The following is a 23,252-nucleotide window of genomic DNA, read 5'->3' as shown; positions in this document are numbered from 1 at the left end:
CCCTGGTGGCGGACGGCCGCGAACGGGATCGCCGCGCTGTTCGGGCGGCAGTTCCGGGTCGACGACCATATCGTCGATACGCACCGCGCGACGGGATCGCTGACCCGCCGGATGATCGGCATCGCGGCGGTGTGGATCGTCGTCCTGTTGCTGGGGGGCGGCGTTGCGCTCGACCGGTTGCTGGGGTCCGCCATCACGCGGACCTTCGATGCGCAGCTGGAATATGTGATGCAGGCGATGATCGCATCGTCGGAAATTGATTCGATGGGAGAGGTGAAGTTCAACCGTCCGCTGGGCGACCAGCGGTTCCTGGAACCCAATAGCGGGCTGTACTGGCAGGTGTCGGCCCCGAAGCTGGAGCCGTTCGTGTCGCGCTCGCTCTGGGACCGGCAGCTGGCGATACCGCAGCACACCGACCTGCAGGCGATCCACGCCTATGACAGCAAGGAGTTTCGGGACGACACGCTGCGCATCCTGGAGCGCAACGTGACCCTGCCCGGATCGCGCGCGCTCTGGCGGTTCCAGGTGGCGCAGACCCGGAGCGGGCTGGACGAACAGATCGCGGTGCTGCGCAAGACGATCGTCAAGGCTTTCGTGATCCTGGGGCTGGGCCTGATCGTGATGGCGGCGTTGCAGGCGACGTTCGGCCTGTGGCCGCTGCGCCGCGTGCGCCGGTCGATCGCGATGGTGCGGACGGGCGCGATCGCGCGGGTGGACGACCGGTTGCCGATCGAGATCGCACCGATGGTGGAGGAACTGAACGACCTGCTGGCGCATAACGAGCGGCAGGCGGAAGAGGCGCGACGCCACGCGGGGAACCTGGCGCATGCGCTGAAGACGCCGCTGACCGTCATCATGAACGAAGCGTCGGCCCATTCGCCAGACCTGACCGCAACGGTGATCCGCGAGGCGACGACGATGCGTCGACAGGTGGACCATCATCTGGCGCGCGCGCGGGCCGTGGGCCGGCGCGGTTCGGCGCAGAGCCGGGCCGAGGTGTGGACCGCGCTGAAGGCCGTGGAGCGCGCGGTGAGCCGGCTGTACCGCCACGTCACGATCGACCTGGACGGTGACAAGACCGCGGTGGCGCATGTCGAGCATCAGGACCTGGAGGAGATGCTAGGCAACCTGATCGAGAATGCCGCGAAATACGGGCAGGGTCGGGTATTCGTCACCGTGCTGCGCGAGGCGGGGTTCGTGGAGATCATGGTGGAGGACGACGGCGCGGGAATTCCGCAGGCGGAGCGCACTTTGCTGTTCGAACGCGGCGCGCGGCTGGACACCGGCAAGCCGGGTACGGGGCTGGGCCTCGCGATCGTGCGTGACGTGGTGGAGATTTACGAAGGAACGATCGCGCTGGAGGAGAGCGAGGATCTGGGTGGTCTGCTCGCGCGGTTGCGGCTGCCTGCGGTGGCGTGACGGGGTGGCGCGAGTTTCAAGTACCGCGCCTGCGTCCCCGGATCCCGGATCAAGTCTGGGATGACGACAGATTTGCGCTGACCGGGACGCCTAGCTGCCGGGCTGAATGTAGGGGACCTTCGCGAACAGCAGGCGCTGGTCGCGGCGGGGGTCTTCGACCGGGCGGGAGCGGGCGTCGAACAGCATCGTGGTGCGGCGGTCGAGGGTGTACGCGGGCCAGCCGGGCGAGTGGCCGCGGGCATGGGCGAGGAACGCGGCCTGCATCGCCGCGCTGACCCGGCGGGCGTCGGGGCCGGTGCCGGTAAGCGAACCGGGTGCGTCCAGCGTGCCGAAGACAAGCGCGATGTCGAGCGTGTGGAACGCGCCCTTCGCCGGGGCGAGCGGGGCGGGAAAATCGAGTTGGTACACCCAGGCCGGGACACCGGCGCGGGCGCGGGCCTCCGCTTCCTCGATCTGGCCGCGCCAGGACCGGCCGGCGGTCGTGGCCGCGAAGAAGATGTCGGCGGGCGAGGCGGCGGGCATCCAGCCGCGATAGGCGGCGACGACGGTTTCGGGCAGGATGTCGACGCGTAGTTCCGGCCCCATCCGATCGGCCAGGTTCGACCAGTCGAGCCCGAGCAGCGGTGCGCGCGCAGAATCGAAGAAGCCGCGCGTTTCGTCATGCGTGTTGCCCAGGATCAGCGGGATACCATTCGATTGCGGATGGGCGTCCGGCCAGAAGGGATGGCGCAGCAGCGCGCGATCGTCCAGCACGGGGCCGAAATAGACGCCGCCGGTCTGGATCGGATCGTGCGCGGACAAGGCGTCGAGCAGCCGTTCCATCGGCAGGTCGAGCAGCGCTTCGGGGTCGCTGACCTTCAACTGATCGAGATAGGCGCGGGCGCGGCGGGTGGCATTCTGGGGACCGGAGGCGGTGACCTGCTGCCCGCTCATGGTGGCGGCCGCGCGGAACAGGCCGGCGGCGGCGGGCGTGCCCATCAACGTGGCGATCTTGGCCCCGCCGCCCGACTGGCCGAAGACCATGACCTGAGCCGGGTCGCCACCGAATGCGGCGATGTTGTCGCGCACCCAGCGCAGCGCGAGGATGAGGTCGAGCTGGCCCGCATTGCCGCTGTCGGCGAAGCGTTCCGACAGGCGTGCGAGATAGAGATAGCCGAACGCGTTCAGCCGGTGATTGACCGTGACCACGACCGCGTCGCCACCGGCGGCGAGGTGGCGGCCGTCGTTCTGCGGATCGACGACGCTGCCGTTCGCATAGGCCCCGCCATGGATGTAGAGCAGCACCGGCCGTTTCGCGCGCGCGTCCGGGCCGGGCGTCCAGATGTTGAGGAACAGGCAATCCTCGCTGACCGCGTTCGGTGCCTTCGCCTGTGGGGCGGACAGGGCGAAGCGGGTGGCGTCGGCGATGGCGCGGGCGGGCAGTGGCGCGCGCGGCGGCTGGAACCGCGTGGTGCGGGTATCCTGTCCGTAGCGGACGCCGCGGAAGACGTGGAGACCGTCCTCGACCGTGCCGCGCCACGCGCCGGCGGAAGTGCGGACGAGCGTGTCGCGCGCCGCTGCGCGGGTGGCGGCCGGGAGCAGGGCGGCGAGTGTCGCGGCGGCGGTGCCGGTCAGGATCGTGCGGCGGGTGGTCATGGCCTGGGTTTCTCCGTCACGCGCCGCCCTTCACGATCGAAAGGCCTTCCGCCGTTTGGTTCGCGCCTGTCGGGGACCCCGCGCAGGGTTCTCGACAGGCGCGAACCAAACCGGGTGGGGAAGTGACCCGACGTGACATCGCTTTGGTTGGACGGAGGCGAACCAAATCAGCGGCGGACGTCCAGCCCGCCTTCGAGGAAGGCGTCGATGTCCGACTGGCCGAACAGGCTGGCGTCGCCGGGCAGCGAATGTTTGAGGCAGGCGAGCGCGAGGCCGGCGGCGACGGCGGACTCCTCGTCCTGGCCCGACAGCAGGCCGTGGAGGATGCCGGCCGCGAACGCATCGCCGCCGCCGATCCGGTCAACGATGCCGGCGACGACGATCTCCTGCGTCTGCCAGTCGCGTTCGGGCGTGTCGATGCGCGCCGACAGGCGGTGGCGGTCGGCGTCGTCGACATGACGGGCGGTCGACGCGATCCAGCGCAGGTTGGGGAAGGCGCCGAACGCCGCCTCTGCCGCATGGCGGCGGCGATCCTCGCCCGCGCCGTCGAACGGCTTGCCGAGCAGCAGCGCCATGTCACGGTGATTGCCGAAGAACAGGTCGGCGGACGCGACGAGTTCGGTCAGGATGGTGCGCGGGTCGCTGTCCCATGCCTCCCACAGCCGGGCACGGTAGTTGCCGTCGAAGCTGATCCTCACGCCGGCCGCCCTGGCCGCGGCGACCGCGCGCAACGCGGCCTGCGCGGGGACGGGGCCGAGCGCGGGGGTGATGCCGGACAGATGGAGCCAGTCCATGCCGGCGAGCGCGGCGGTCCAGTCGATCGCGTCGGCCGCGGCCAGGGCGAAGGCGCTGTACGCGCGATCGTAGACGATATCGGATGCGCGCAGGCCGGCACCGGGGGTGAGGAAATATAGCCCCATCCGGCCGGGCGCGGAGCCGAGCGTGGACACGTCGACACCGTGCCGCCGCAATTCGCCGAGCGCCGCGGCACCCAGTGTGTTGGTAGGCAGGATGCCGACCATTCGCGCATGATGGCCGAGACAGGCGAGACCGGTCGCGACGTTCGCCTCCGCCCCGCCGACGCACACGTCGAGCCGCGCGCTTTGGAGCAGCAGTTCGCGGCCGGGAGCGGTCATGCGGAGCATGATCTCACCGAAGCAGGCGATGCGGCCGCGGGTCGGAGACGGGCTCATCGCGCGAGCCAGCCGCCGTCGACCGCCAGGATGTGGCCGTTGACATAGTCGGCCGCCCGGCTGGCGAGGAACACCGCGGCACCGCCCATGTCGGCGGGATCGGCCCAGCGGCCGGCGGGGATCCGGTCGAGGATCGACTTGTTGCGCGCCTCGTCCGCCTGGAGTGCGGCCGTGTTGTTGGTCGCGACATAGCCGGGGGCGATCGCGTTGACGGTGACGCCCTTGGCCGCCCATTCGTTGGCGAGCAGTTTGGTCAGGCCCGCGACGCCGGACTTGGACGCGGTGTAGCTGGGCACGCGGATGCCGCCCTGGAAGCTGAGCATCGAGGCGATGTTGATGATCCGCCCCGAACCGGCGGCGATCATGTGGCGACCGGCGGCCTGGCAGAGGAAGAAGGTGGATTTGAGGTTGGTGTCGATCACCGCGTCCCAATCCTCCTCCGTGAAATCGACCGCGTCGTTGCGGCGGATGATGCCGGCATTGTTGACGAGGATGTCGAGCCGGCCGAGCTGCGCGACGGTATCGGCGACCAGCCCGGCGACGGGGGCGATGGTGCCCAGATCGGCACGCAGGAAGATCGCCTTGCGTCCGACCCCTTCGACCAGCGCCAGCGTTTCGTCGCACGCGCTGCGCCCGACGGCGGCGATGTCCGCGCCGGCGGTGGCGAGGGCGACGGCGATCGCCTGGCCGATGCCGGTATTGGCGCCGGTGACGATCGCGACCTTGCCGGTCAGGTCGAAGGGATTGGTCATGGGGTTCTCTCTGCTGCGACCCCCTGGCCGTGTCAGAGGGCGGATAAGGACGACTTGGCCGGTGGATCCGGGCGTGGCGGGCGCGGTGCCGGCCGCCCACCCTTCCCGGAGGAAGCGACGGGCGGCAAGCGTCGCGGCGTTACGCCAGCTGGCAGATGTCGAGGACGTTCATGTCGGTATAGTCCTGGTTCTCGCCGGCCATCGCCCAGATGAACGCATAGGACTTCGTGCCCGAACCCATGTGGACCGACCAGGGCGGCGAGATGACGGCTTCGTCGTTGCCGATCACGATGTGCCGCATCGCTTCGCCTTCGCCCATATAATGGAAGACGCGGTCGTTCGGGCCATCCAGTTCGAAGTAGAAATAGATCTCCGAACGACGCTCATGAATATGCGGCGGCATCGTGTTCCAGACGCTGCCCGGCTTGAGCACGGTCAGGCCCATGACAAGCTGCGCACTGTCGCAGATGCCGGGGATGACGAGCTGGAAGATGGTGCGCTCGTTCGATTCCTCCAGGCTGCCGCGTTCCAGCGCGTTCGCGTCGGCGATCGACAGCTTGCGGGTCTGGAATGCCTTGTGCGCGGGGCAGGAGGCCAGATAGAATTTCGCGCCGGCACCGGAGAACTGGACGTCGACGGCACCCATGGTGACGTAGAGGCAGTCCTTGTTGCCAAGCGTGAAGCTTTCGCCGTCGACGGTCACGGTGCCTTCGACGTTCGACACGTTGACGACCGCCAGTTCGCGCCGTTCCAGGAAGGGATGACCCTCCGCCGATTTCGGTTCGGACTGGACGGGCAGCGCGACCGGGCCGGTGCCGACTTCGACGCCGCCGATCACGAACCGGTCGGCATGGGTGTAGTTCAGGACGCATTCGCCGCTACGGAACAGTCCGCCGACCAGATAGCGGTCGCGCAGCTCCTCGTTCGACACGCATTCCATCATGTCGGGGTGGGTGGCGTAGTAAGTGCGATCGTACATCGGTATCTCCGTCAGGCGGCAAGCGCGGCCCGGCGCGGTGCCGGATCGTCGCGAAGAGGGGCGTCCAGCCGATAGGCCTCGCGCACGAGGTTGTAGGACAAATCGATCGCGAGTTCGACCGCTTCGTCCTCATGCAGGCGATGTTCCGCGACGAGCCGCGCAAGAAACCCGCAATCGATACGCCGGGCGACATCGTGCCGCGCCGGGATGGACAGGAAAGCGCGCGTATCGTCGTTGAACCCGACCGTGTTGTAAAAACCGGCGGTCTCGGTCGTCGCCTCGCGGAACCGGCGCATGCCTTCGGGCGAATCATGGAACCACCAGGCCGGACCCAGTTTCAAACAGGGATAATGGCCGGCCAGCGGCGCGAGTTCGCGGGAATAGCTGGTTTCGTCCAGCGTGAAGAGGATGATCGACAGACCCGGTTCGGTGCCGAACGCATCCAGCAGCGGTTTGAGCGCATGGACATAGTCGGTGCGACCGGGGATGTCGGCCCCCTTGTCGCGCCCGTGGCTGGCATGCAGGCCGGCATTATGGTTGCGCACGCTGCCCGGATGGATCTGCATGACGAGCCCGTCCTCCAGGCTCATCCGCGCCATTTCGGTCAGCATCTGCGCGCGGAACAGTTCGGCGTCGGCCGCATCCCAGCGACCGCCCATCACCCGTTCGAACAGCGTTTCCGCATCGGCGGGGGACAGGTTCGCGGTGGCCGCGGTGGGGTGGCCATGGTCCGTGGCCGTGGCACCCATCGCGATGAATGCGCGACGGCGGATGCGGTGCGCCGTCAGATAGCCGTTCCAGGTCGCGATATCGCAGCCGGTGAGGGCCGCGAACCGTGGCAGCGCATCGGCGAACTGCTCATGTTCGGGATCGATGACCGCATCGGGGCGGTAGGTGGTGACGACGCGGCCGTTCCAGCCCGACGCGCGGATCGCGGCGTGATGATCGAGCGTTTCGTGCGCGCCTTCCGTCGTGGCGAGCAGTTCAATGCCGAACCGATCGAACAGCGCGCGGGGGCGGAAGGCGGGGGTCGCAAGCTTTTCGGCGATGCCGTCATAGTAAAGATCCGCGGTGTCGGCATCGAGCGCGACGTCGAACCCGAACACATCGGCGAACACATGATCGAGCCAGATGCGCGACGGCGTGCCGCGGAACAGCCGCTGATGTTCCGCAAACAACCGCCATGCGGCGCGCGGATCGGTGGCGGGTGCCCGGCCGTGCGCCGGGACGGCCAGCGCGTCGAGCGCGACACCCTGGCTGTACAGCATACGGTAGAGATAATGATCGGGCGCGAGCAGGAGTTCGGTGGCGTTGGCCCAGGGCGCATTGCCGGCGAACCACGCGGGATCGGTATGGCCATGCGGGCTGACGATCGGCAGCGCCGCGACCTGGCCGTACAGCGCACGTGCGATATCGCGGGTGCGCGGATCGGCCGGAAGCAGGCGATCGGGATGGAGTGCCAGCGGGCGCGTCATGGTAATCCTCTCGGTCGGTTTGGTAACCGGTGTCAGGTCGGGTTGCAAGTCAGCGCGGCGGTGCGATCGACGCACGATGAACGAGGGTGGACGGGAAAAAGGATATGTCGCCGGCGGACGCAGGATCGCCGGCGGTATCGGCATCGACCCGGTCCGGGCTGCTCAGCAGCTTGACGGCGGCCGCGCGTGCCATGGCCGCGATCGGCCAGCGGATGGTGGTGAGCGGAGGCCAGAGATGCGCGGCGATGGCGGTATCGTCGAACCCCAGGATCGACAGGTCAGCCGGCACGTCAAGCCCGCGTTCGCGCGCGGCATGCAGGACGCCGGCCGCCATTTCGTCGTTCGATGCGAAGATCGCGGTGGGTCGCCCGTCCTGCGACAGGATGGCGCGGCCGGCGGCCAGCCCGGAATCGAATCGGTAGTCGCCCTCCCGCGTCCAGGCGGCGACCGGGTCGAGCCCGGCGGCGGCGAGCGCTTCCTCATAGCCCAGCCGGCGTTCGTGCGCGGAGCGGAACCCGGACGGCCCCTGGACGAAGCCGATCCGGCGGTGGCCCTGCCCGATCAGATAGGCGACCGCTTCGCGCACGGCGTCGCGATCGTTCGACGCGACCAGATGCGCGGGGCCATCCAGTTCGGCGGACCCCATCCGGACATAGCGACAGCCGAACGACGCACAGAGCGCGGCGAGTTCGTCCTTTTCCGAAATCGGCGGCAGCAGGACCAGCCCGTGCGGCCGTTGCCGTTCGAGGAAGGCGCGCACATCGGCGACCATCGACGGTGCGCCGCGGTTCACCGGGCGGACGATCAGTTCATATTCGGTGTCGGCGAGCATCGCCAGGATGCCCTGCTGCATACCCAGCACCATCTGCGCATTCGGATTGTCGTGGACCAGCGCGATCAGGAAGTTGCGGCGCAGCGCGAGGGCGCGCGCCTGCGGATTGGGAATATAGCCGGTTTCCTGGATGACGGCATCAACGCGGCGGCGCGTCGCCTCGTTCAGCAGGGGGGAGCGGTTGATGACCCGGCTGACCGTCTTCTTGGATACGCCGGACAGCCGCGCAATATCGTTGATCGTCGGTTTCGCCGTCGTTTCGTCGCTCTTTTCGGCGTTCACGTCTGTCTCCTAGTCCGGCCAGCGTAGCGCCGTGCGAGGCATCGCGCCAGATGGACGGTGGCACCGGTAACCGATAGGGTCCCCCCATGACGCCGATACCCGCGCACGCCGCATCCGAAATTCCCGTCCTGATCCGGGTCCACCCGCAGGACGACGTGGCCGTGGCGATGGCGGACGTGCCCGCCGGCCTGGTGCCGTTCGAAGGCGCGATGCTGCCGGTGCTGGAACCGGTCGCGCGTGGGCACAAGGTGGCGGTGAAGGCGATCGCGGCTGATGCGGCGGTCATGCGCTATGGCTTTCCGATCGGACGCGCGACCCGGGCGATCGCGCGTGGCGCGGGGGTGCATGTCCATAATGTGAAGACGCGGCTGGCGGGGGAGGAGGCGTATCGTTTCTCCGGCGCGCCCGTCGCCGCCCCGGCCATCACGCCATCGCCGCGCACCTTCGAAGGGTATGTCCGCGCCGACGGACGGGTGGGGACGCGCAACGAGATCTGGGTGTTGCCGACCGTCGGCTGCGTGGCGCGCACGGCGCAGAAGATCGCAGCGCTGGGCGATGCGGCCGACCATCCGGGCATCGACGGAGTGCATGCGTTCGTTCACCCCTATGGCTGTTCGCAGCTGGGCGACGACCTGGCCGCGACGCGGACCATCCTGGCGGGGCTGGCGTGCCATCCCAATGCGGGCGGTGTCCTGCTGGTCGGGCTGGGATGCGAATCGAACCAGCTGGACCAGTTGATGGCGATGATCCCCCCGGACCTGCAGGACCGGGTGCGGGTGGTACGCGCGCAATCGGCGAGCGACGAGATCGCCGACGGCGCGGCGCTGGTCGCCGACCTGGCGGCGGTGGCGGGGCGGGCAACGCGCACGACGGTGGGGATCGACCGGCTGGTCGTAGGCCTGAAATGCGGCGGATCGGATGCGTTCAGCGGGGTGACCGCCAACCCGCTGGTCGGCCGGATCGCCGATGCGGTGACGGAGGCCGGCGGTACGGCGATCCTGACCGAGATACCCGAGGTGTTCGGGGCCGAGACGCTGCTGATGGAACGCGCGCGGAACGCGGCGGTGTTCGACGGGATCGTCGCCATGGTGAACGGGTTCAAGCGCTACTTCCTGGACCATGGCGAGCCGGTTTCGGAGAACCCGTCGCCCGGCAACATCGCCGGCGGGATCACCACGCTGGAGGAAAAATCGCTGGGGGCCGTGCAGAAGGGCGGCCACGCGGTGGTCGAGGATGTCCTGCACTATGGCGACCGGGTGCGGACGACGGGGCTGAGCCTGCTGGAGGCGCCGGGCAACGATGCGGTGTCGTGCACCGCGTTGACCGCGACGGGGGCGACCGTGATCCTGTTCACGACCGGGCGGGGCACGCCGCTGGGCTTTCCCGCGCCCACCATCAAGATCGCGTCGAACGGCACGCTGGCGGCGGCCAAGCCGCGCTGGATCGATCATGATGCGGGGCAGGTGCTGGCCGACGGGCTGGATACCGCGACCGACGCGCTGCTGGATCGCATCATGGCGGTGGCATCTGGCCGGCCGACTGCGGCCGAACGCAACGACGAACGCGAGATCGCGATCTGGAAACGGGGTGTGACATTGTGAAGCCGACACGTGAGAGGCTGACCCGCGCGACGCTGGCCGCGCTTCCGGAGGAGATCGGGAGACCTGCCTACGACCCGGCCGCGATCGGTGCGGGTGTCCTGCATTTCGGGCCGGGCGCGTTCCACCGCGCGCATCAGGGCGACTATATCGACCGGTTGCTGGAACAGGATGCGCGCTGGGCCATCATCGAGGCGTCGCTCCGGTCGGGGCAAGTGACCGACCGGCTGATCGAGCAGGACGGGCTCTACACGCTGGCCGTGCTGGACCGCGAACCGGCGATGCGGGTGATCGGCGCGGTGGCGGGCTGCATCGGGCCGGGGCAGGAGGATACGCTGGCCGCGCGGCTGGCGGACCCGGCGATCCGGCTGGTGACGTCGACCGTGACGGAGAAGGGATATTGCCTGGGCGGGGATGCGACGCTGGATTTCGCCCATCCCGACATCGTGCAGGATCTGGGCTTTGCCGGCCCGCCGCGCAGCCTGATCGGCTGGATCGTCGCGGGGCTGGCGGCGCGGCGGGCGGCGGGGACCGCGCCGTTCGCGGTGCTGCCGTGCGACAACATGCCGGACAATGGCGCGCGCGTGCGGGCGGCGGTGCTGGCGCTGGCCGGACGCCGCGATGCGGGTTTGCGCGACTGGATCGCGGGCGAGGTGCGGTTTGCGTCGAGCATGGTCGATTCGATCACGCCGGCGAGCGACGCGGCGTTGCTGGATCGCGTAGGCGATGCGACCGGGCTGGACGACCGGGCCGCGGTGCAGCGCGAGGCGTTCGCGCAGTGGGTGGTTGAGGATGTGCTGCCCGCGGATGGCCCGGACCTTGCCTCGGTCGGCGTGGCGGTGACGGGCGACGTGGCGGGATATGAACGCGCCAAGCTGCGCATCCTGAACGGCGCGCATTCGGCGCTGGCCTATGTCGGGTTGCTGCGCGGGCACGAGACGGTAGGCGATGCGATGGCGGACGCGGCGCTGGCGCGGTTCGTGGAGGCGATGGTGCGGCGCGACGTGGTGCCGGGGCTGGACGCGCCGGCCGGGTTCGACCTTGATGATTATGTCGATGCGGTGTTCGCGCGGTTCCGCAACCCGGCGATCCGCCATCTGCTGAGCCAGATCGCGTGGGACGGATCGCAGAAGTTGCCGTACCGGCTGCTCGATTCGGTGCAGGCGGCGCGCAAGGCGGGGCGACCGGTGGACCGGTTGCTGGTGCCGGTGGCGGCGTGGATGCGTTTCCTGAGCGATGCGGCGGCGGCGGGGCGGCCCGTGACCGATCCGCTGGCGGACCGGCTGCGCGAGGCGGCGACGGCGGGTGATCCGGTTGCCGCGCTGCTAGGGATCGACCCGGTGTTTCCGGCGGTGCTGGCCGGGGATCCGATGGTGCGGGGGGTGCTGCAGCGAGCATTTGCGACACTGGCCGACGGGGCCGGGATCGACGCGTTACTAAGCGAATAATCGGACGATTGTTTATGACACCGGTTTCCGTTACGCCCGTTCCGAGAAGTGCAGGGTGGAGAGGGTGACAATGGATGCAACCGGCCAAGGGATAGCTGCGACCGCCGCGCGGTTCGTCGCGGCGCGTCGCGGCGCGGACGGGCTGGACGCCTATCCGGGCACCGTGCCGGCGACGCTGGCGGAGGGCTATGCCATTCAGGATGCGGCGATCGCGCTGATCGACGAGCCGATCGTCGGGTGGAAAGTCGGGCGCATCAACGCGCCGCTGGATGCGCAGCACGGCACGACCCGGCTGGTCGGGCCGATCTTCGCGAACATGGTCGTGACGCTCGACGATGCGGACACCGTGCCGGACATGGGCATTTTCGCCGACGGGTTCGGCGCGGTGGAGGGCGAATTCCTGATCCGGCTGGGCACGATCGACCCGGCGCAGCGCGCGTGGACGCTGGCGCAGGCGGCCGATGCGATCGCGACCGTGCATATCGGGATCGAGATCGCCAGTTCGCCGCTGGAGGCGATCAACCGGCTTGGTCCGACTGTCACGGTGTCCGATTTCGGCAACAATAACGGCATGATCGTGGGGGCCGCCATCCCCGAATTCCGCGAGGCGGGTCTGGAAGACTGGACCGTCGTCACCGAGATCGACGGGGTGGAAGTGGGCCGCGGCAAGGCGTCCGCTTTTCCCGACGGGCTGGGCGGATCGGTGAAGGCCTTGCTGGAGACGCTGGCGGCACGCGGGATCGCGGTTCCGCCGGGCACATGGGTTTCGTCCGGTGCGGTCAGCGGGGTCCATCCGATCGCGGTCGGGCAGACGGCGGTGGTTCGGTTCGACGTGGACGGCGAAAACGCCTGCCACGGGGGTATCGTCCGGTGCCGGATCCGGGCGGAAACGCCGCAGGCCTGAGACAGAAAAGCGCTTTGGGAGAGGCATGTTGGACCAGACAGACGGAACGATAGAACGCGCCGCGTCGCGCGTGGGCCGGTATCGCTGGGTGATCGTGGCGTTGCTGTTCGCAGCGACCGCGATCAACTATGTCGACCGGCAGATGATCGGCGTGCTGAAGCCGACGCTGGCTGCGGACCTGAAATGGTCCGAGACCGATTTCGCCAACGTCATCTTCTTTTTCCAGATGGCCTATGCGATCGGCTATATCGGCTTCGGCCGCATCGTCGACCTGATCGGCGCGCGGCTGGGTTATGCCGCGGCGTTCATCGTGTGGACCGCAGCCCACATCGCGCATGGCGGCGTCTATTCGGTCACCCAGTTCGCGATGGCGCGGTTCGGGCTGGGTCTGGGCGAGTCGGGCAATTTCCCGGCGGGCATCAAGGCGGTGACCGAATGGTTTCCGGCCAAGGAACGGTCGTTCGCGATCGGTGTGTTCAACGCCGGGGCCAATGTCGGCGCGATCATCACGCCGCTGGTCGTGCCGTGGCTGACCCTGTCCTACGGCTGGCGCACCGCGTTCGTGGTGACCGGCGTCGTCAGCCTGGTGTGGCTGGTCGCCTGGCTCGCCATCTACCGCCGGCCGGAGGAGCAGCCGCGGCTGTCTGCCACGGAGCTGGCCTATATCCAGCAGGACCCGGCCGACCCGATCGTCGCAATCCCGTGGAAGCGGTTGCTGCGCGTGCGCGAAACCTGGGCCTATGCGCTGGGCAAGTTCTTCATCGACCCGATCTGGTGGTTCTTCCTGTTCTGGCTGCCGGGGTTCCTGGGTGACCGCTACGACCTGGACCTCAAGAGTTTTGGGCCGCCGCTGGTCGTGATCTACCTGTTATCCGACCTCGGCAGCGTGGTGGGCGGCTGGGCGTCGTCGCGGATGATGAAGGCCGGGCGGAGCGTGAATTTCGCGCGCAAGACGACGATGCTGGCCTGCGCCTTCGCCGTCACGCCGATCTTCTTCTCGCAATCGATCGACAGCCTGTGGCTGAACGTGCTGGTGATCGGCATCGCGACCGCCGCGCATCAGGCGTTTTCCGCCAATCTCTACACGCTGCCGTCCGACCTGTTCCCGCGGGCCGCGGTCGGATCGGTTGTCGGCATCGGCGGGACGGTGGGAGCGATCGGCGGCATGCTGATGGCGAAATATGCCGGGTTCATCCTGGACACGTTTGGCAGTTATACCGCGCTGTTCGCCGTGGCAGGATCGGCCTATTTCCTCGCCCTGCTGGCCGTGCATCTGCTCAGCCCGCGGCTTGCGCCGGTGCGGATCTGATCTTGTCCCGCGCCCCGGCCGACGCCGGGGCGCGGGCGGGATGCCCGGTCAAGCGCGCGGACGCGTATCGGTATTTCGAGGGAAAACATGATCCCGCTGCGCGTCGGGCGACCCGTCGCTACGGTCTTTCGCGTCGCTCCACTCCCGGTGAGGACGGAACCGTCCATCATGATGCGTCGACAGCAAGGAGGGGAGCGTCACCCCGACCCCAAACGGATCGGGGCGTGATTGACTCCATGCCGCCCTGCGTAATGCAAATCGGCGGCTGAGCCCTACCCCAGCAGGGCGACCAGTACCGCGCCCGCGCCGCCGGCGAGGAGGGCCACCAGCGCGTAGCGCCAGCCGCCGCCGATGCGGACGACCTCGACCGCGCGGAGCGGGGGCGGGGGCGGGGCGGCGCCTTCGGGCGGGAAGCGCGCTTCGATCCTGCGGACGAGTTCGGGGATCGCGGCGAGTGTCTTCAGGTCCGCGGTGAGCCGGTTGGCGACGAACGCCTCGGGGCCGAGTTCGGAACGCAGCCAGTCCTTCACGAACGGGCCGGCGGACTCCCACATGTTGATATCCGGATCGAGCGCGGTCGCGACGCCTTCGACCATGACCATCGTCTTTTGCAGGAGCAGCAGGTGCGGCTGCGTCTGCATGTCGAAGTCGCGGGTGATGGCGAACAGGCCGTCGAGCATCTGGCCGACCGACATGTCCTTGACCGACCGGCCGCGCATCGGTTCGCCGACCGCCCGGAGCGCGGTAGCGAATTCCTCCAGATCGTGATGCGCGGGGACATATTGCGCCTCGAAGTGGATTTCCGCCACGCGGCGATAATTGCCGGTGATGAGGCCGTAGAGGATCTCGGCCAGCCACATTCGCGCGCGGCGGTCGATCCGGCCCATGATGCCGAAGTCGATCACCGCAAGCCCGCCGTCATGCGTGGCGAACAGATTGCCCTGGTGCATGTCCGCGTGGAAGAAGCCCTCCGCGATCGCCTGGCGCAGAAAGGCACGGAGCAGGGTCTGCGCGAGGCGGGCGGGATCGTGGCCGGCCGCGACGATCGCGGCACGGTTCGACAGCTTGATGCCGTCGATCCATTCCAGCGTCATGACCTTGCCCGACGTGCGCTGCCAATCGATCGTCGGCACCTTGAAATTGGGTTCGGCGGCCATCCGTTCGCCAAGTTCGGAGGCGGAGGCGGCCTCGCGCCGCAGGTCCAGCTCGCGCGCGGTCCAGCGCTTGAAGGTTGCGATCGTCAGGCGCGGGCGGAGACGGGCGAGTTCGCCGCCCATCGCCTCGACCTGGGCCGCGGCCCATTCGTAGGTTTCGATGGCGCGGGCGAATTCGGCCTCGACGCCGGGACGCAACACCTTCACCGCGACGGTGCGGCCGTCGGTGGTGACCGCACGGTGGACCTGCGCGATCGATGCCGCGCCTACCGGGACGGGATCGATCGAGGCGAACAGCGCGGATGTCGGCTTGCCGAAGCTGGCGACGATCTGCGCCTCGATCACCGCGAAGGGGAGCGGGGGAAGCGCATCCTGGAGACGGGTGAGGTCGCGTGCCGCATCCTCGCCGACGAGATCGGGGCGCGTGGCGAGCGTCTGGCCAAGCTTGATCGCGGCGGGGCCGATCGCCTCCAGCGCGTCGGCGTAGGCCGGGACTTTTGGAACGCGGACGCCGACCCGCAATACGCGCGCGAAACGGCGGACGGCGGGTGGGGTGAGCGGATCGCGCTCGATCCCCTTCAGCGCACCGTGGCGGGCGAGCGTGCGGCCCCATTTGAGCAGGCGGTAGAGATGAACGGCGGGCGCGGTCATGCGGTGCGCGGCTCCGCATCGATTCGAGCGTGGTGGACCCCCGCCGGTGCGGGGGTACGGACGACATTCATCGTCAGATCTTCCAGCCGCTGTGGATCGCGACGAGGCCGCCCATAATCGGTTCGACCGCGGTGCGGACGAAACCGGCGTCGTCGATCATCGCCTTGAACGTCGGCATGTCCGGGAAGCGGCGGATCGATTCGATCAGGTAGCGGTAGCTGGCCTCGTCGTTGGCGAGCAGCTTGCCAAGTTGCGGTACGAGCTTGTGCGAATAGGCGTCGTACACCTCGCCGAAGCCGGGCCAGAGCGTGGTCGAGAATTCCAGGACGAAGAAGCGCCCGCCGCGGACGAGGACGCGGTTCGCCTCACGCAAGGCGGCCGGGATGTCGGTGACGTTCCGGATGCCGAACGCGATGGTGTAGGCGTCGAAGTGGCGATCGGGAAAAACGAGCGTTTCGGCGTTGGCTTCGGTCCAGACGAGGCCGTCGATCCTGCGCTTGGCGGCGCGGTCCATGCCGACGGCCAGCATGGCGGGGTTGATGTCCGCCACCGTCACCTGCGCGCCCGACGCGGCCAGGCGGAAGCCGACGTCGCCGGTGCCGCCGGCCATGTCCAATATGCGTTCGCCGACCCGCGGCTTCACCCGGCGGACGAAGCGGTCCTTCCACAAACGGTGCATGCCGCCGGACATGGCATCGTTCATCAGGTCATATTTCGCGGCCACGTTCTTGAAGATGTCGCCGACGCGGGCGGTCTTCTCGGCGGGGTCGATGTCGGCATAGCCGAAGGATACGGTTTCCATCGCTCCCGCATAGCCGAGGCGGCCGGCGTGGCATAGCGGGACGTTTCGTCCGGGGGTGTGTGGAGGGCGTCAACTTTGCCCCTCCCCCGAAGGAGAGGGGGCCTAGATTGATTGCACGACATGGTGTGCCATATCCCGTGCCATGCATCTGACCACCGAAGCAATCGTGTGCGGCGTGATCCAGCATGGGGAAACGGGCACGGTCGCGCGGTTGCTGACGCCGGCGGACGGGATGCAGCCGGGTTATGTGCGTGGCGGGCGGTCGCGGCGGTTGCGGCCGGTGCTGGTGCCGGGAAATGTGGTGCGGGCGGAATATCGATCGCGCACCGATACGCAGCTGGCGGCGCTGACCGTGGAACTGGTGACCAGCCGCGCGCCGTTGCTGGCGGAACCGGCGGCGGCGGCGGCGATCGAGTGGGCGACCGCCCTGGCCGCGACCGCGCTGCCCGAGGCGCAGGCCTATCCGCGGGTGCATGCCGCGCTGGACGGGACGTTGACGGCGATCGAGAGCGCACCGTCCGCTCGGGTATGGGCAGCGGCGTTGGTGCGGTACGAACTGCTGCTGCTGGCGGAACTGGGGTTCGGACTGGACTTGTCGGCCTGCGTCGCGACGGGGCGGCGGGAGGATCTGGCCTATGTCAGCCCCAAGAGCGGTGCGGCCGTGTCGCGCGCGGCGGGCGATCCCTATGCCGACCGGCTGCTGCGGTTGCCGGCGTTCCTGATCGCAGGCGGCGACGCCGACTGGGATGCGATCGAGGACGGGTTCCGGCTGACCGGGCATTTCCTGGGGCGCGACCTGCTGACCGAGCGCCGCGCGCGGGTGCTGGCGGCGCGCGAACGGTTGATCGCACGGTTGCAGCGCGCCGCCGGGTGACGCAGAGGGATGCGCGAACGCTGCTATGAGGACGGGACCGCCATGTTGATCGCTTTGTTGGCCGGGGACGGGATCGGGCCGGAAGTGGTCGCGCAGGCGCGACGCGTGCTGGATGCGGTGTGCGGCGACGTGCTGTCGTACGAAAGCGGGCTGGTCGGCGGGGCGGCCTATCATGCGGTCGGCCATCCTCTGCCGCCGGAGACGCTGGCGCTGGCGGCGCGGGCCGATGCGGTGCTGTTCGGCGCGGTAGGGGATCCGACCTGCGACGCGCTGGAGCGCGCGCTGCGCCCCGAACAGGCGATCCTGGGATTGCGCAAGGCGTTGGGACTGTTCGCCAATCTGCGGCCGGCGCGGCTGTTCCCGGAACTGGCGGATGCGTCCGCGCTGCGCCCCGAGGTCGCGCGGGAGATCGACATGGTGATCGTGCGCGAGCTGAACGGCGACGTGTATTTCGGCGAGAAGGGCATGCGCACCACCGCGACCGGGCGGCGCGAAGGCTATGACATCATGTCCTATGACGAGGATCAGGTCGCGCGGATCGCGCATGTCGGGTTCCGTACCGCGCGCGGCCGGCAGGGGCGGCTCTGTTCCGTGGACAAGGCGAACGTACTGGAAACGTCGCAGCTGTGGCGCGACGTGGTGACCGAGGTGTCGGCCGAATATCCGGACGTGGCGCTGGAGCACATGTATGTCGACAATGCTGCGATGCAGCTGGTGCGCGCGCCGGGGCGCTTCGACGTGATCGTCACGGGCAATCTGTTCGGCGACATCCTGTCGGACCAGGCATCGATGTGTGCCGGATCGATCGGCATGCTGCCGTCCGCATCGATCAACGAACAGGCCAAGGGGCTATACGAACCGATCCACGGGTCCGCGCCGGATATTGCGGGGCAAGGCAAGGCGAACCCGCTGGCGACGATCCTGTCGGCCGCGATGATGCTGCGCCATTCGCTGAACCGCGCGGACGACGCGGACCGGATCGAGGCGGCGGTGGCAAGGGCGCTGGCGGGCGGTGCGCGGTCGCCGGACCTTGGTGGTACGATGACGACGGATGCTATGGGCGATGCGGTGCTGGCGGCACTTTAGCGAAACCAGCACCGCTATCAAACTTCAGCGATTGCAAGTGCCCGCATTGTCTTTGGCACGACACTGATTGCAGAGTTCTCCAGTTGTTGGCTTGCTCGCCTGCTCGACGTGATTAGTCGTTGGCCAAAGACTGCAGTTTCGGCAATAGTGCCAGGTATCGCTATTCTTATTGCGCCGGTATGCCATTAACGGGTCCTTTCCCATGATCGGGACCCAAGTTCTGCTTGAAACATGGCGCGTTTAAAATCGTTTTACGGTCCATAACGGACGCGCCTTACCGAAGATGGATCCGGCTCGGATTAATCTCCAGTTGACGTTTACTCGCTCGCGAAAAGCTCTCGCTCGACCACCGTCACCAGCGCGTCGGCGTCCGGCAGCGTGTCGGGGGTGAAGCGGGCGACGACCTGGCCGTCGCGGCCGAGAACGAATTTTTCGAAGTTCCAGAGGATGGCGGACGGGGCGGCGGGGGGCAGGCCGTGGGTGGCGAGCCTGTCGCGCATGGCGGTGCCGCCCTGCGCGTCCGGTTCGGCATCGGTCAGCGCGCGGTAGAGCGGGTGAATGTCCGGACCGGTGACCGCAATCTTGGCGAACATCGGGAAGGTCGCACCCGCGCTGCGGCAGAAGGCGGCGATTTCGGCGTCGGTGCCGGGTTCCTGACCCGCAAAATCGTTCGACGGGAAGCCGAGGACGGCGAACCCCTGATCCTTGTACTTGGCGTAGAGCGCCTCGAGTGCGTCATACTGCTTCGTCAGGCCGCAGCGCGAGGCGACGTTGACGATCAGCAGGACCTGGCCCGCATAGTCGGCGAGCGTGGCATCCGCGCCGTCGATGGTCTTGAGCGGGATTTCGCTGAGCACGGTCGGCATGGAAGTGGGCACCTGTGGTTATGGTGCCCACGCGGTATCGCGCGCAGCGGGAGCGGGCAAGTGGTGTGGCGTGCGATCAGTGGCGGCGGGGCTGTCTCTCCCCCGCGGCGAGTGCGGCCATGACGTCGGCGGGGCCGCCGGCGTGGGCGACGGGATCGGCCGCGACGCCGACGACACGATCGAGCAACGCCTGACCCTCGCTCCACCAGCCCAGGCCGCTGGCGGCATTGAGGTGGCCGAGCGGGCCGGCATCGACGAAGTGGCTGCCCCAGTCGCGGGCCATGTCGAAACTGCGCTGGATGCACGCATAGGGATCGTCCGTGCTGGCGACCAGGATCGACGGGAAGGGCAACAGAAGCCGCGGGCTGGGACCGAAATCGCGCAGTTCCTCACGCACGTCGTGCCGGTCGACATCGGGTGGCGCGACGAGCAGCGCGCCGGCGACGGGCCAGCCCCACGTCTGGCCGGCCAGCGCCGCCCACCAGGCGACCGCCAGGCAGCCGAGGCTGTGCGCCGCCAGGATGACGGGCGCGCGGGCGGTGCGGATCGACTGATCGAGCCGGGTGACCCAGGCGTTGCGACGCGGGGCGGACAGGCTGCCCAGATCGGCGCGGATCGTGTCGGTGCGGCCCTGTTCCCATAGGGTCTGCCAGTGCGCGGGGCCGGAGCCGCCGAGACCGGGGACGGTCAGGATGGTGGGGGTACGGCGGCCGAGCGTCGAAAGGGTCTGTGCCATGCATCGTCTCCTTGCACGGTCCAACATATCTCTATCCGTAAGGAAGACAATGGGGCGGCGACCGGGCGAGGGAAAAGCGGTCCGGACCGATCGGCTTGCGGGCGGGGGGCACGATCCGGTAGCGATGCAGCCATGACGCCAGCCGAAACCGCCGCCCCCGATCCTGCCACCGAACTGGCCGAACTGGCCGCGGAGATTGCGCGGCACGACCGGCTCTATCACGATCAGGACACGCCGGAGATCGACGACGCGACCTATGACGCGTTGGTCCGGCGCAACCGCGCGCTGGAGGCGGCGCATCCGGAGTTGGTGCGCGGCGACAGTCCGTCGTTGCGGGTGGGCGCGACGCCCGGCGGGCGGCTGGGCAAGGTGGCGCATGCCAAGGCGATGATGAGCCTGGAGAATGCGTTTTCCGCCGACGAGGCGCGCGAGTTCGTGGCGCGGGTGCGGCGGTTTTTGGCGCTGGATGCAGATGCGCCGGTCGCGCTGACCGCGGAGCCGAAGATCGACGGGCTCTCCTGTTCGCTGCGGTACGAGAACGGGCGGCTGGTGCAGGCGCTGACCCGCGGGGACGGGGCGGTGGGTGAGGACGTGACCGGGAACGTGCGGACGATCGGCGATATTCCGGAACAGCTGGTCGGCGAGGTGCCGGCGGTGTTCGAGGTGCGCGGCGAGGTCTATATGGCGAAGGCCGACTTCGCCGCGTTGAACGCGCGGCAGGTGGAGGCGGGGGCCAAGCTGTTCGCCAATCCGCGTAACGCGGCGGCGGGGTCGCTGCGGCAGCTGGATGCGGGCGTGACGCGGGTGCGGCCGCTGCGGTTCCTGGCGCATGGCTGGGGCGAGGTGTCGGACCTGCCGTTCGAGACCCAGGCCGCGGTGATGCAGGCGATCCACGCGTGGGGCCTGCCGGTGTCCGACATGCTGCGCGAGATGGCGGGGGCGGATGCGGCGCTCGATCATTATGCGGCGATCGAGCGGCAGCGGGCGGACCTGCCCTATGATATCGACGGTGTGGTCTACAAGGTCGACCTGCTCGACTGGCAGCGGCGGCTGGGACAGGTGGCGCGTGCGCCACGCTGGGCGATCGCGCACAAGTTTCCCGCGGAACGCGCGCAGACGACGCTGAACGCGATCGACATCCAGGTCGGGCGGACGGGCAAGCTGACGCCGGTCGCGCGGCTGGAGCCGGTGACGGTCGGCGGCGTGGTGGTGACCAACGCGACGCTGCACAACGCCGACGAGATCGTACGGCTGGGCGTGCAACCGGGCGACCGGGTGGTGATCCAGCGCGCGGGCGACGTGATCCCGCAGGTGGTGGAGGGGCTGTATGCCGGGCCGGAGCGGGCGGCATGGCCGTTCCCGCTGACCTGTCCGGAGTGCGGATCGGCGGCGGAGCGCGAGCCGGAGGAGGTCGATTATCGCTGCACCGGCGGGCTGATCTGCCCGGCGCAGCGCGTCGAGCGGCTGATCCATTTCGCGTCGCGCCATGCGTTCGACATTCGCGGGCTGGGGCTGGTGCGGGTCGAGCAGTTCTTCCACGACGGGTTGGTGCAGTCGCCGGCCGATATCTTCCGGTTGCGGGAGCGGCGCGACGTGCTGGTCGCGCGGGACCGGCTGGCGGACCTGTCGGTCGACAACCTGCTGGAGGCGATCGAGGCGAAGCGCACGGTGCCGCTCGATCGCTTCCTGTTCGCGCTGGGCATCCGTCATGTCGGAGCGGTGACGGCGGCGGATCTGGCGCGGCGGTATCGGTCCGCGCGGGCGCTGGGGGCGATGATCCATGCGGCGGTCCGGTTGCGGCGTTCGATGGCGCCGGTGATCGGCGAGACAGAACGCAAGTTCGCGATCAGGCGGGAAAAGGCGCTGGTCGCGGTGGTCGATACCGCCGGAGTGGGACCGGAGGTAGCCGACGCGTTGATCGCGTTCTTTGCCGAGACGCATAACCGGACGGTGGTGTTCGACCTGTTGCGGCAAGTGGCGCCGACCGACGTGGTTCACGAAACGCGGGCGTCGCGCGTGTCGGGCAAGACGGTGGTGTTCACCGGCAAGCTGCAAACGCTGTCGCGCGACGAGGCGAAGGCGCAGGCCGAGGCGCTGGGCGCGAAGGTGGCGGCGAGCGTGTCGAAGAAGACCGACCTGGTCGTGCTGGGCGCGGACGCCGGGTCGAAGGCGAAGAAGGCGTCGGAGCTGGGGATCGAGACGGTGGACGAGGCCGGGTGGGCAGTGATCGTGGCGGAGGCGGGGTGAGGCACCCCTTCACGTCGCCCCGGACTTGATCCGGGGTCCCGCTGCCTTTCGAGGTGACGACGTAAAAGCAGGATCCCGGATCAAGTCCCGGATGACGGGGGGGATTGTGACCGCGCTGGCCTTCCGCGTAGGGCGTGATAGGTTGTGACAATGGATACAATCGCCGCCGCCCCGCCATCGCCCGACTGGACCATTTCGCAGGACTGGTCGCATTATACGGTCGCGGAACATGCCACCTGGGACACGCTGTTCGAGCGGCAGTCGAAGCTGTTGCCGGGGCGGGCGAGTACCGCGTTCCTGAAAGGGCTGGACGTACTGAAGCTGTCCAAGCCGGGAATCCCTGATTTCGACGAACTGTCCGAGCGGCTGATGGCGGCCACCGGGTGGCAGGTCGTGGCGGTGCCAGGGCTGGTGCCGGATGCGGTGTTCTTCGATCATCTGGCGAACCGGCGGTTCGTGGCGGGGAACTTCATCCGGCGGCCGGACCAATTGGATTATCTGCAGGAACCGGACGTGTTCCACGATGTGTTCGGGCATGTGCCGATGCTGGCCGATCCGGTGTTCGCGGATTTCATCCAGCTCTACGGGCAGGGCGGGCAGCGCGCGATGGCACACGGCGCGCTCGACAAGCTGGCGCGGCTGTACTGGTACACGGTCGAGTTCGGGCTGGTGCGGGAAGAGGGCGAGTTGCGGATCTACGGGTCGGGGATCGTGTCGAGCGCGGGGGAGAGCCGGTTCGCGCTGGATAGCGACAGCCCGAACCGAATCGGGTTCGACCTGAAGCGCGTGATGCGGACGAAGTATCGGATCGACGATTATCAGCAGAGCTATTTCGTAATCCCGAGCTTCGATGCGTTGTTGAAGAGTGCCGTGGAGACGGATTTCGTGCCGCTATATGCGGAGATTGCGGCCGAGGCGGAGTTGGAGCCGGCCGAGGTGCTGTCGCAGGATGTGGTTTATGGCTGGGGTACGCAGGAATATGCGTTGAGCAAGGCTGGTTGATCGGTTCC

The 23,252-nt window shown here is 68.4% G+C and carries 19 protein-coding genes; 9 read left to right on the top strand and 10 right to left on the bottom strand.

What is annotated here, in order from left to right; translation table 11 throughout:
* Positions 1-111: 111 nt before the first annotated feature.
* A complete protein-coding gene (locus BKY59_RS11125; protein ID WP_083672072.1) occupies positions 112-1,419 on the top strand; it encodes a sensor histidine kinase in 1,308 nt (435 codons plus the stop codon).
* Positions 1,420-1,509: 90 nt separating this feature from the next.
* Here BKY59_RS11125 and BKY59_RS11120 read toward each other — a convergent pair whose 3' ends face one another.
* The 6 genes from BKY59_RS11120 to BKY59_RS11095 all read right to left on the bottom strand — a co-directional run bounded on the left by BKY59_RS11120 (position 1,510) and on the right by BKY59_RS11095 (position 8,567).
* Positions 1,510-3,054 carry a carboxylesterase/lipase family protein gene (locus BKY59_RS11120; protein WP_076071485.1) on the bottom strand — a complete coding sequence of 515 codons (1,545 nt, stop codon included), beginning with the start codon at positions 3,052-3,054 and terminating at the stop codon, positions 1,510-1,512.
* Between the two features lie 167 nt (positions 3,055-3,221).
* Entirely contained in the window at positions 3,222-4,247 is a 1,026-nt protein-coding gene (locus tag BKY59_RS11115) for a sugar kinase (protein WP_076071483.1), read from the bottom strand.
* Positions 4,244-4,999 (bottom strand): 2-dehydro-3-deoxy-D-gluconate 5-dehydrogenase KduD, encoded by a 756-nt coding sequence (gene kduD, locus BKY59_RS11110; RefSeq protein WP_076071482.1) that lies wholly within the window; start codon positions 4,997-4,999, stop codon positions 4,244-4,246. Before kduD ends, BKY59_RS11115 begins: the two co-directional genes overlap by 4 nt.
* 139 nt (positions 5,000-5,138) lie before the next feature.
* The gene (gene kduI, locus BKY59_RS11105) at positions 5,139-5,978 is read right to left on the bottom strand and encodes a 5-dehydro-4-deoxy-D-glucuronate isomerase (protein WP_076071480.1); all 840 of its coding nucleotides are present in this window, start codon (positions 5,976-5,978) and stop codon (positions 5,139-5,141) included.
* A gap of 11 nt (positions 5,979-5,989) precedes the next feature.
* Complete coding sequence (uxaC, locus tag BKY59_RS11100; RefSeq protein ID WP_076071478.1) at positions 5,990-7,453, bottom strand: glucuronate isomerase; 1,464 nt, start codon at positions 7,451-7,453, stop codon at positions 5,990-5,992.
* Between the two features lie 49 nt (positions 7,454-7,502).
* Complete coding sequence (locus BKY59_RS11095; RefSeq protein ID WP_076071476.1) at positions 7,503-8,567, bottom strand: LacI family DNA-binding transcriptional regulator; 1,065 nt, start codon at positions 8,565-8,567, stop codon at positions 7,503-7,505.
* Between the two features lie 86 nt (positions 8,568-8,653).
* Here BKY59_RS11095 and BKY59_RS11090 point away from each other — a divergent pair, with 86 nt between their 5' ends.
* The 4 genes from BKY59_RS11090 (at position 8,654) to BKY59_RS11075 (ending at position 13,826) form a co-directional block, all read left to right on the top strand.
* The gene (locus BKY59_RS11090; protein WP_076071475.1) at positions 8,654-10,168 is read left to right on the top strand and encodes a UxaA family hydrolase; all 1,515 of its coding nucleotides are present in this window, start codon (positions 8,654-8,656) and stop codon (positions 10,166-10,168) included.
* The gene (locus tag BKY59_RS11085) at positions 10,165-11,613 is read left to right on the top strand and encodes a mannitol dehydrogenase family protein (protein ID WP_076071473.1); all 1,449 of its coding nucleotides are present in this window, start codon (positions 10,165-10,167) and stop codon (positions 11,611-11,613) included. Before BKY59_RS11090 ends, BKY59_RS11085 begins: the two co-directional genes overlap by 4 nt.
* A 70-nt stretch (positions 11,614-11,683) precedes the next feature.
* The gene (locus tag BKY59_RS11080) at positions 11,684-12,517 is read left to right on the top strand and encodes a 2-keto-4-pentenoate hydratase (RefSeq protein WP_076071472.1); all 834 of its coding nucleotides are present in this window, start codon (positions 11,684-11,686) and stop codon (positions 12,515-12,517) included.
* A gap of 25 nt (positions 12,518-12,542) precedes the next feature.
* Positions 12,543-13,826, top strand: coding sequence for an MFS transporter (locus BKY59_RS11075; protein WP_076071470.1), 1,284 nt, complete (start codon positions 12,543-12,545; stop codon positions 13,824-13,826).
* Between the two features lie 272 nt (positions 13,827-14,098).
* Here the strand turns inward: BKY59_RS11075 and ubiB are convergent, their stop codons facing one another.
* Both ubiB and BKY59_RS11065 read right to left on the bottom strand, forming a co-directional pair.
* On the bottom strand, positions 14,099-15,631 hold the full coding sequence (gene ubiB, locus BKY59_RS11070; protein ID WP_076071469.1) for a 2-polyprenylphenol 6-hydroxylase: 1,533 nt from the start codon (positions 15,629-15,631) through the stop codon (positions 14,099-14,101).
* Positions 15,632-15,704: 73 nt separating this feature from the next.
* Complete coding sequence (locus BKY59_RS11065) at positions 15,705-16,433, bottom strand: class I SAM-dependent methyltransferase (RefSeq protein WP_076071467.1); 729 nt, start codon at positions 16,431-16,433, stop codon at positions 15,705-15,707.
* A 142-nt stretch (positions 16,434-16,575) separates the two neighbouring features.
* Between BKY59_RS11065 and recO the strand changes: the two genes are divergently transcribed.
* Both recO and leuB read left to right on the top strand, forming a co-directional pair.
* A complete protein-coding gene (recO, locus tag BKY59_RS11060; protein ID WP_076071466.1) occupies positions 16,576-17,307 on the top strand; it encodes a DNA repair protein RecO in 732 nt (243 codons plus the stop codon).
* Positions 17,308-17,349: 42 nt separating this feature from the next.
* Positions 17,350-18,393: a 3-isopropylmalate dehydrogenase gene (leuB, locus tag BKY59_RS11055; RefSeq protein WP_076071550.1), complete on the top strand. Its 1,044-nt coding sequence runs from the start codon at positions 17,350-17,352 to the stop codon at positions 18,391-18,393.
* A 317-nt stretch (positions 18,394-18,710) separates the two neighbouring features.
* On the opposite strand, the gene BKY59_RS11050 is transcribed toward leuB, so the two are convergent.
* Complete coding sequence (locus BKY59_RS11050; RefSeq protein ID WP_076071464.1) at positions 18,711-19,259, bottom strand: glutathione peroxidase; 549 nt, start codon at positions 19,257-19,259, stop codon at positions 18,711-18,713.
* 76 nt (positions 19,260-19,335) lie between these two features.
* Complete coding sequence (locus tag BKY59_RS11045; RefSeq protein WP_076071463.1) at positions 19,336-19,995, bottom strand: RBBP9/YdeN family alpha/beta hydrolase; 660 nt, start codon at positions 19,993-19,995, stop codon at positions 19,336-19,338.
* 132 nt (positions 19,996-20,127) lie between these two features.
* On the opposite strand from BKY59_RS11045, the gene ligA reads away from it, so the two are divergent.
* Both ligA and phhA read left to right on the top strand, forming a co-directional pair.
* A complete protein-coding gene (gene ligA, locus BKY59_RS11040) occupies positions 20,128-22,242 on the top strand; it encodes an NAD-dependent DNA ligase LigA (protein ID WP_076071461.1) in 2,115 nt (704 codons plus the stop codon).
* Positions 22,243-22,392: 150 nt separating this feature from the next.
* A complete protein-coding gene (gene phhA / locus BKY59_RS11035) occupies positions 22,393-23,244 on the top strand; it encodes a phenylalanine 4-monooxygenase (RefSeq protein WP_076071460.1) in 852 nt (283 codons plus the stop codon).
* The last annotated feature ends 8 nt before the right edge of the window (positions 23,245-23,252 follow it).

The organism is Sphingomonas montana, assembly GCF_001956315.1.
In the GTDB taxonomy this organism is placed as follows: Bacteria; Pseudomonadota; Alphaproteobacteria; order Sphingomonadales; family Sphingomonadaceae; genus Sphingomonas_R; species Sphingomonas_R montana.
This window is presented reverse-complemented; position numbering and strand designations above follow the sequence as displayed.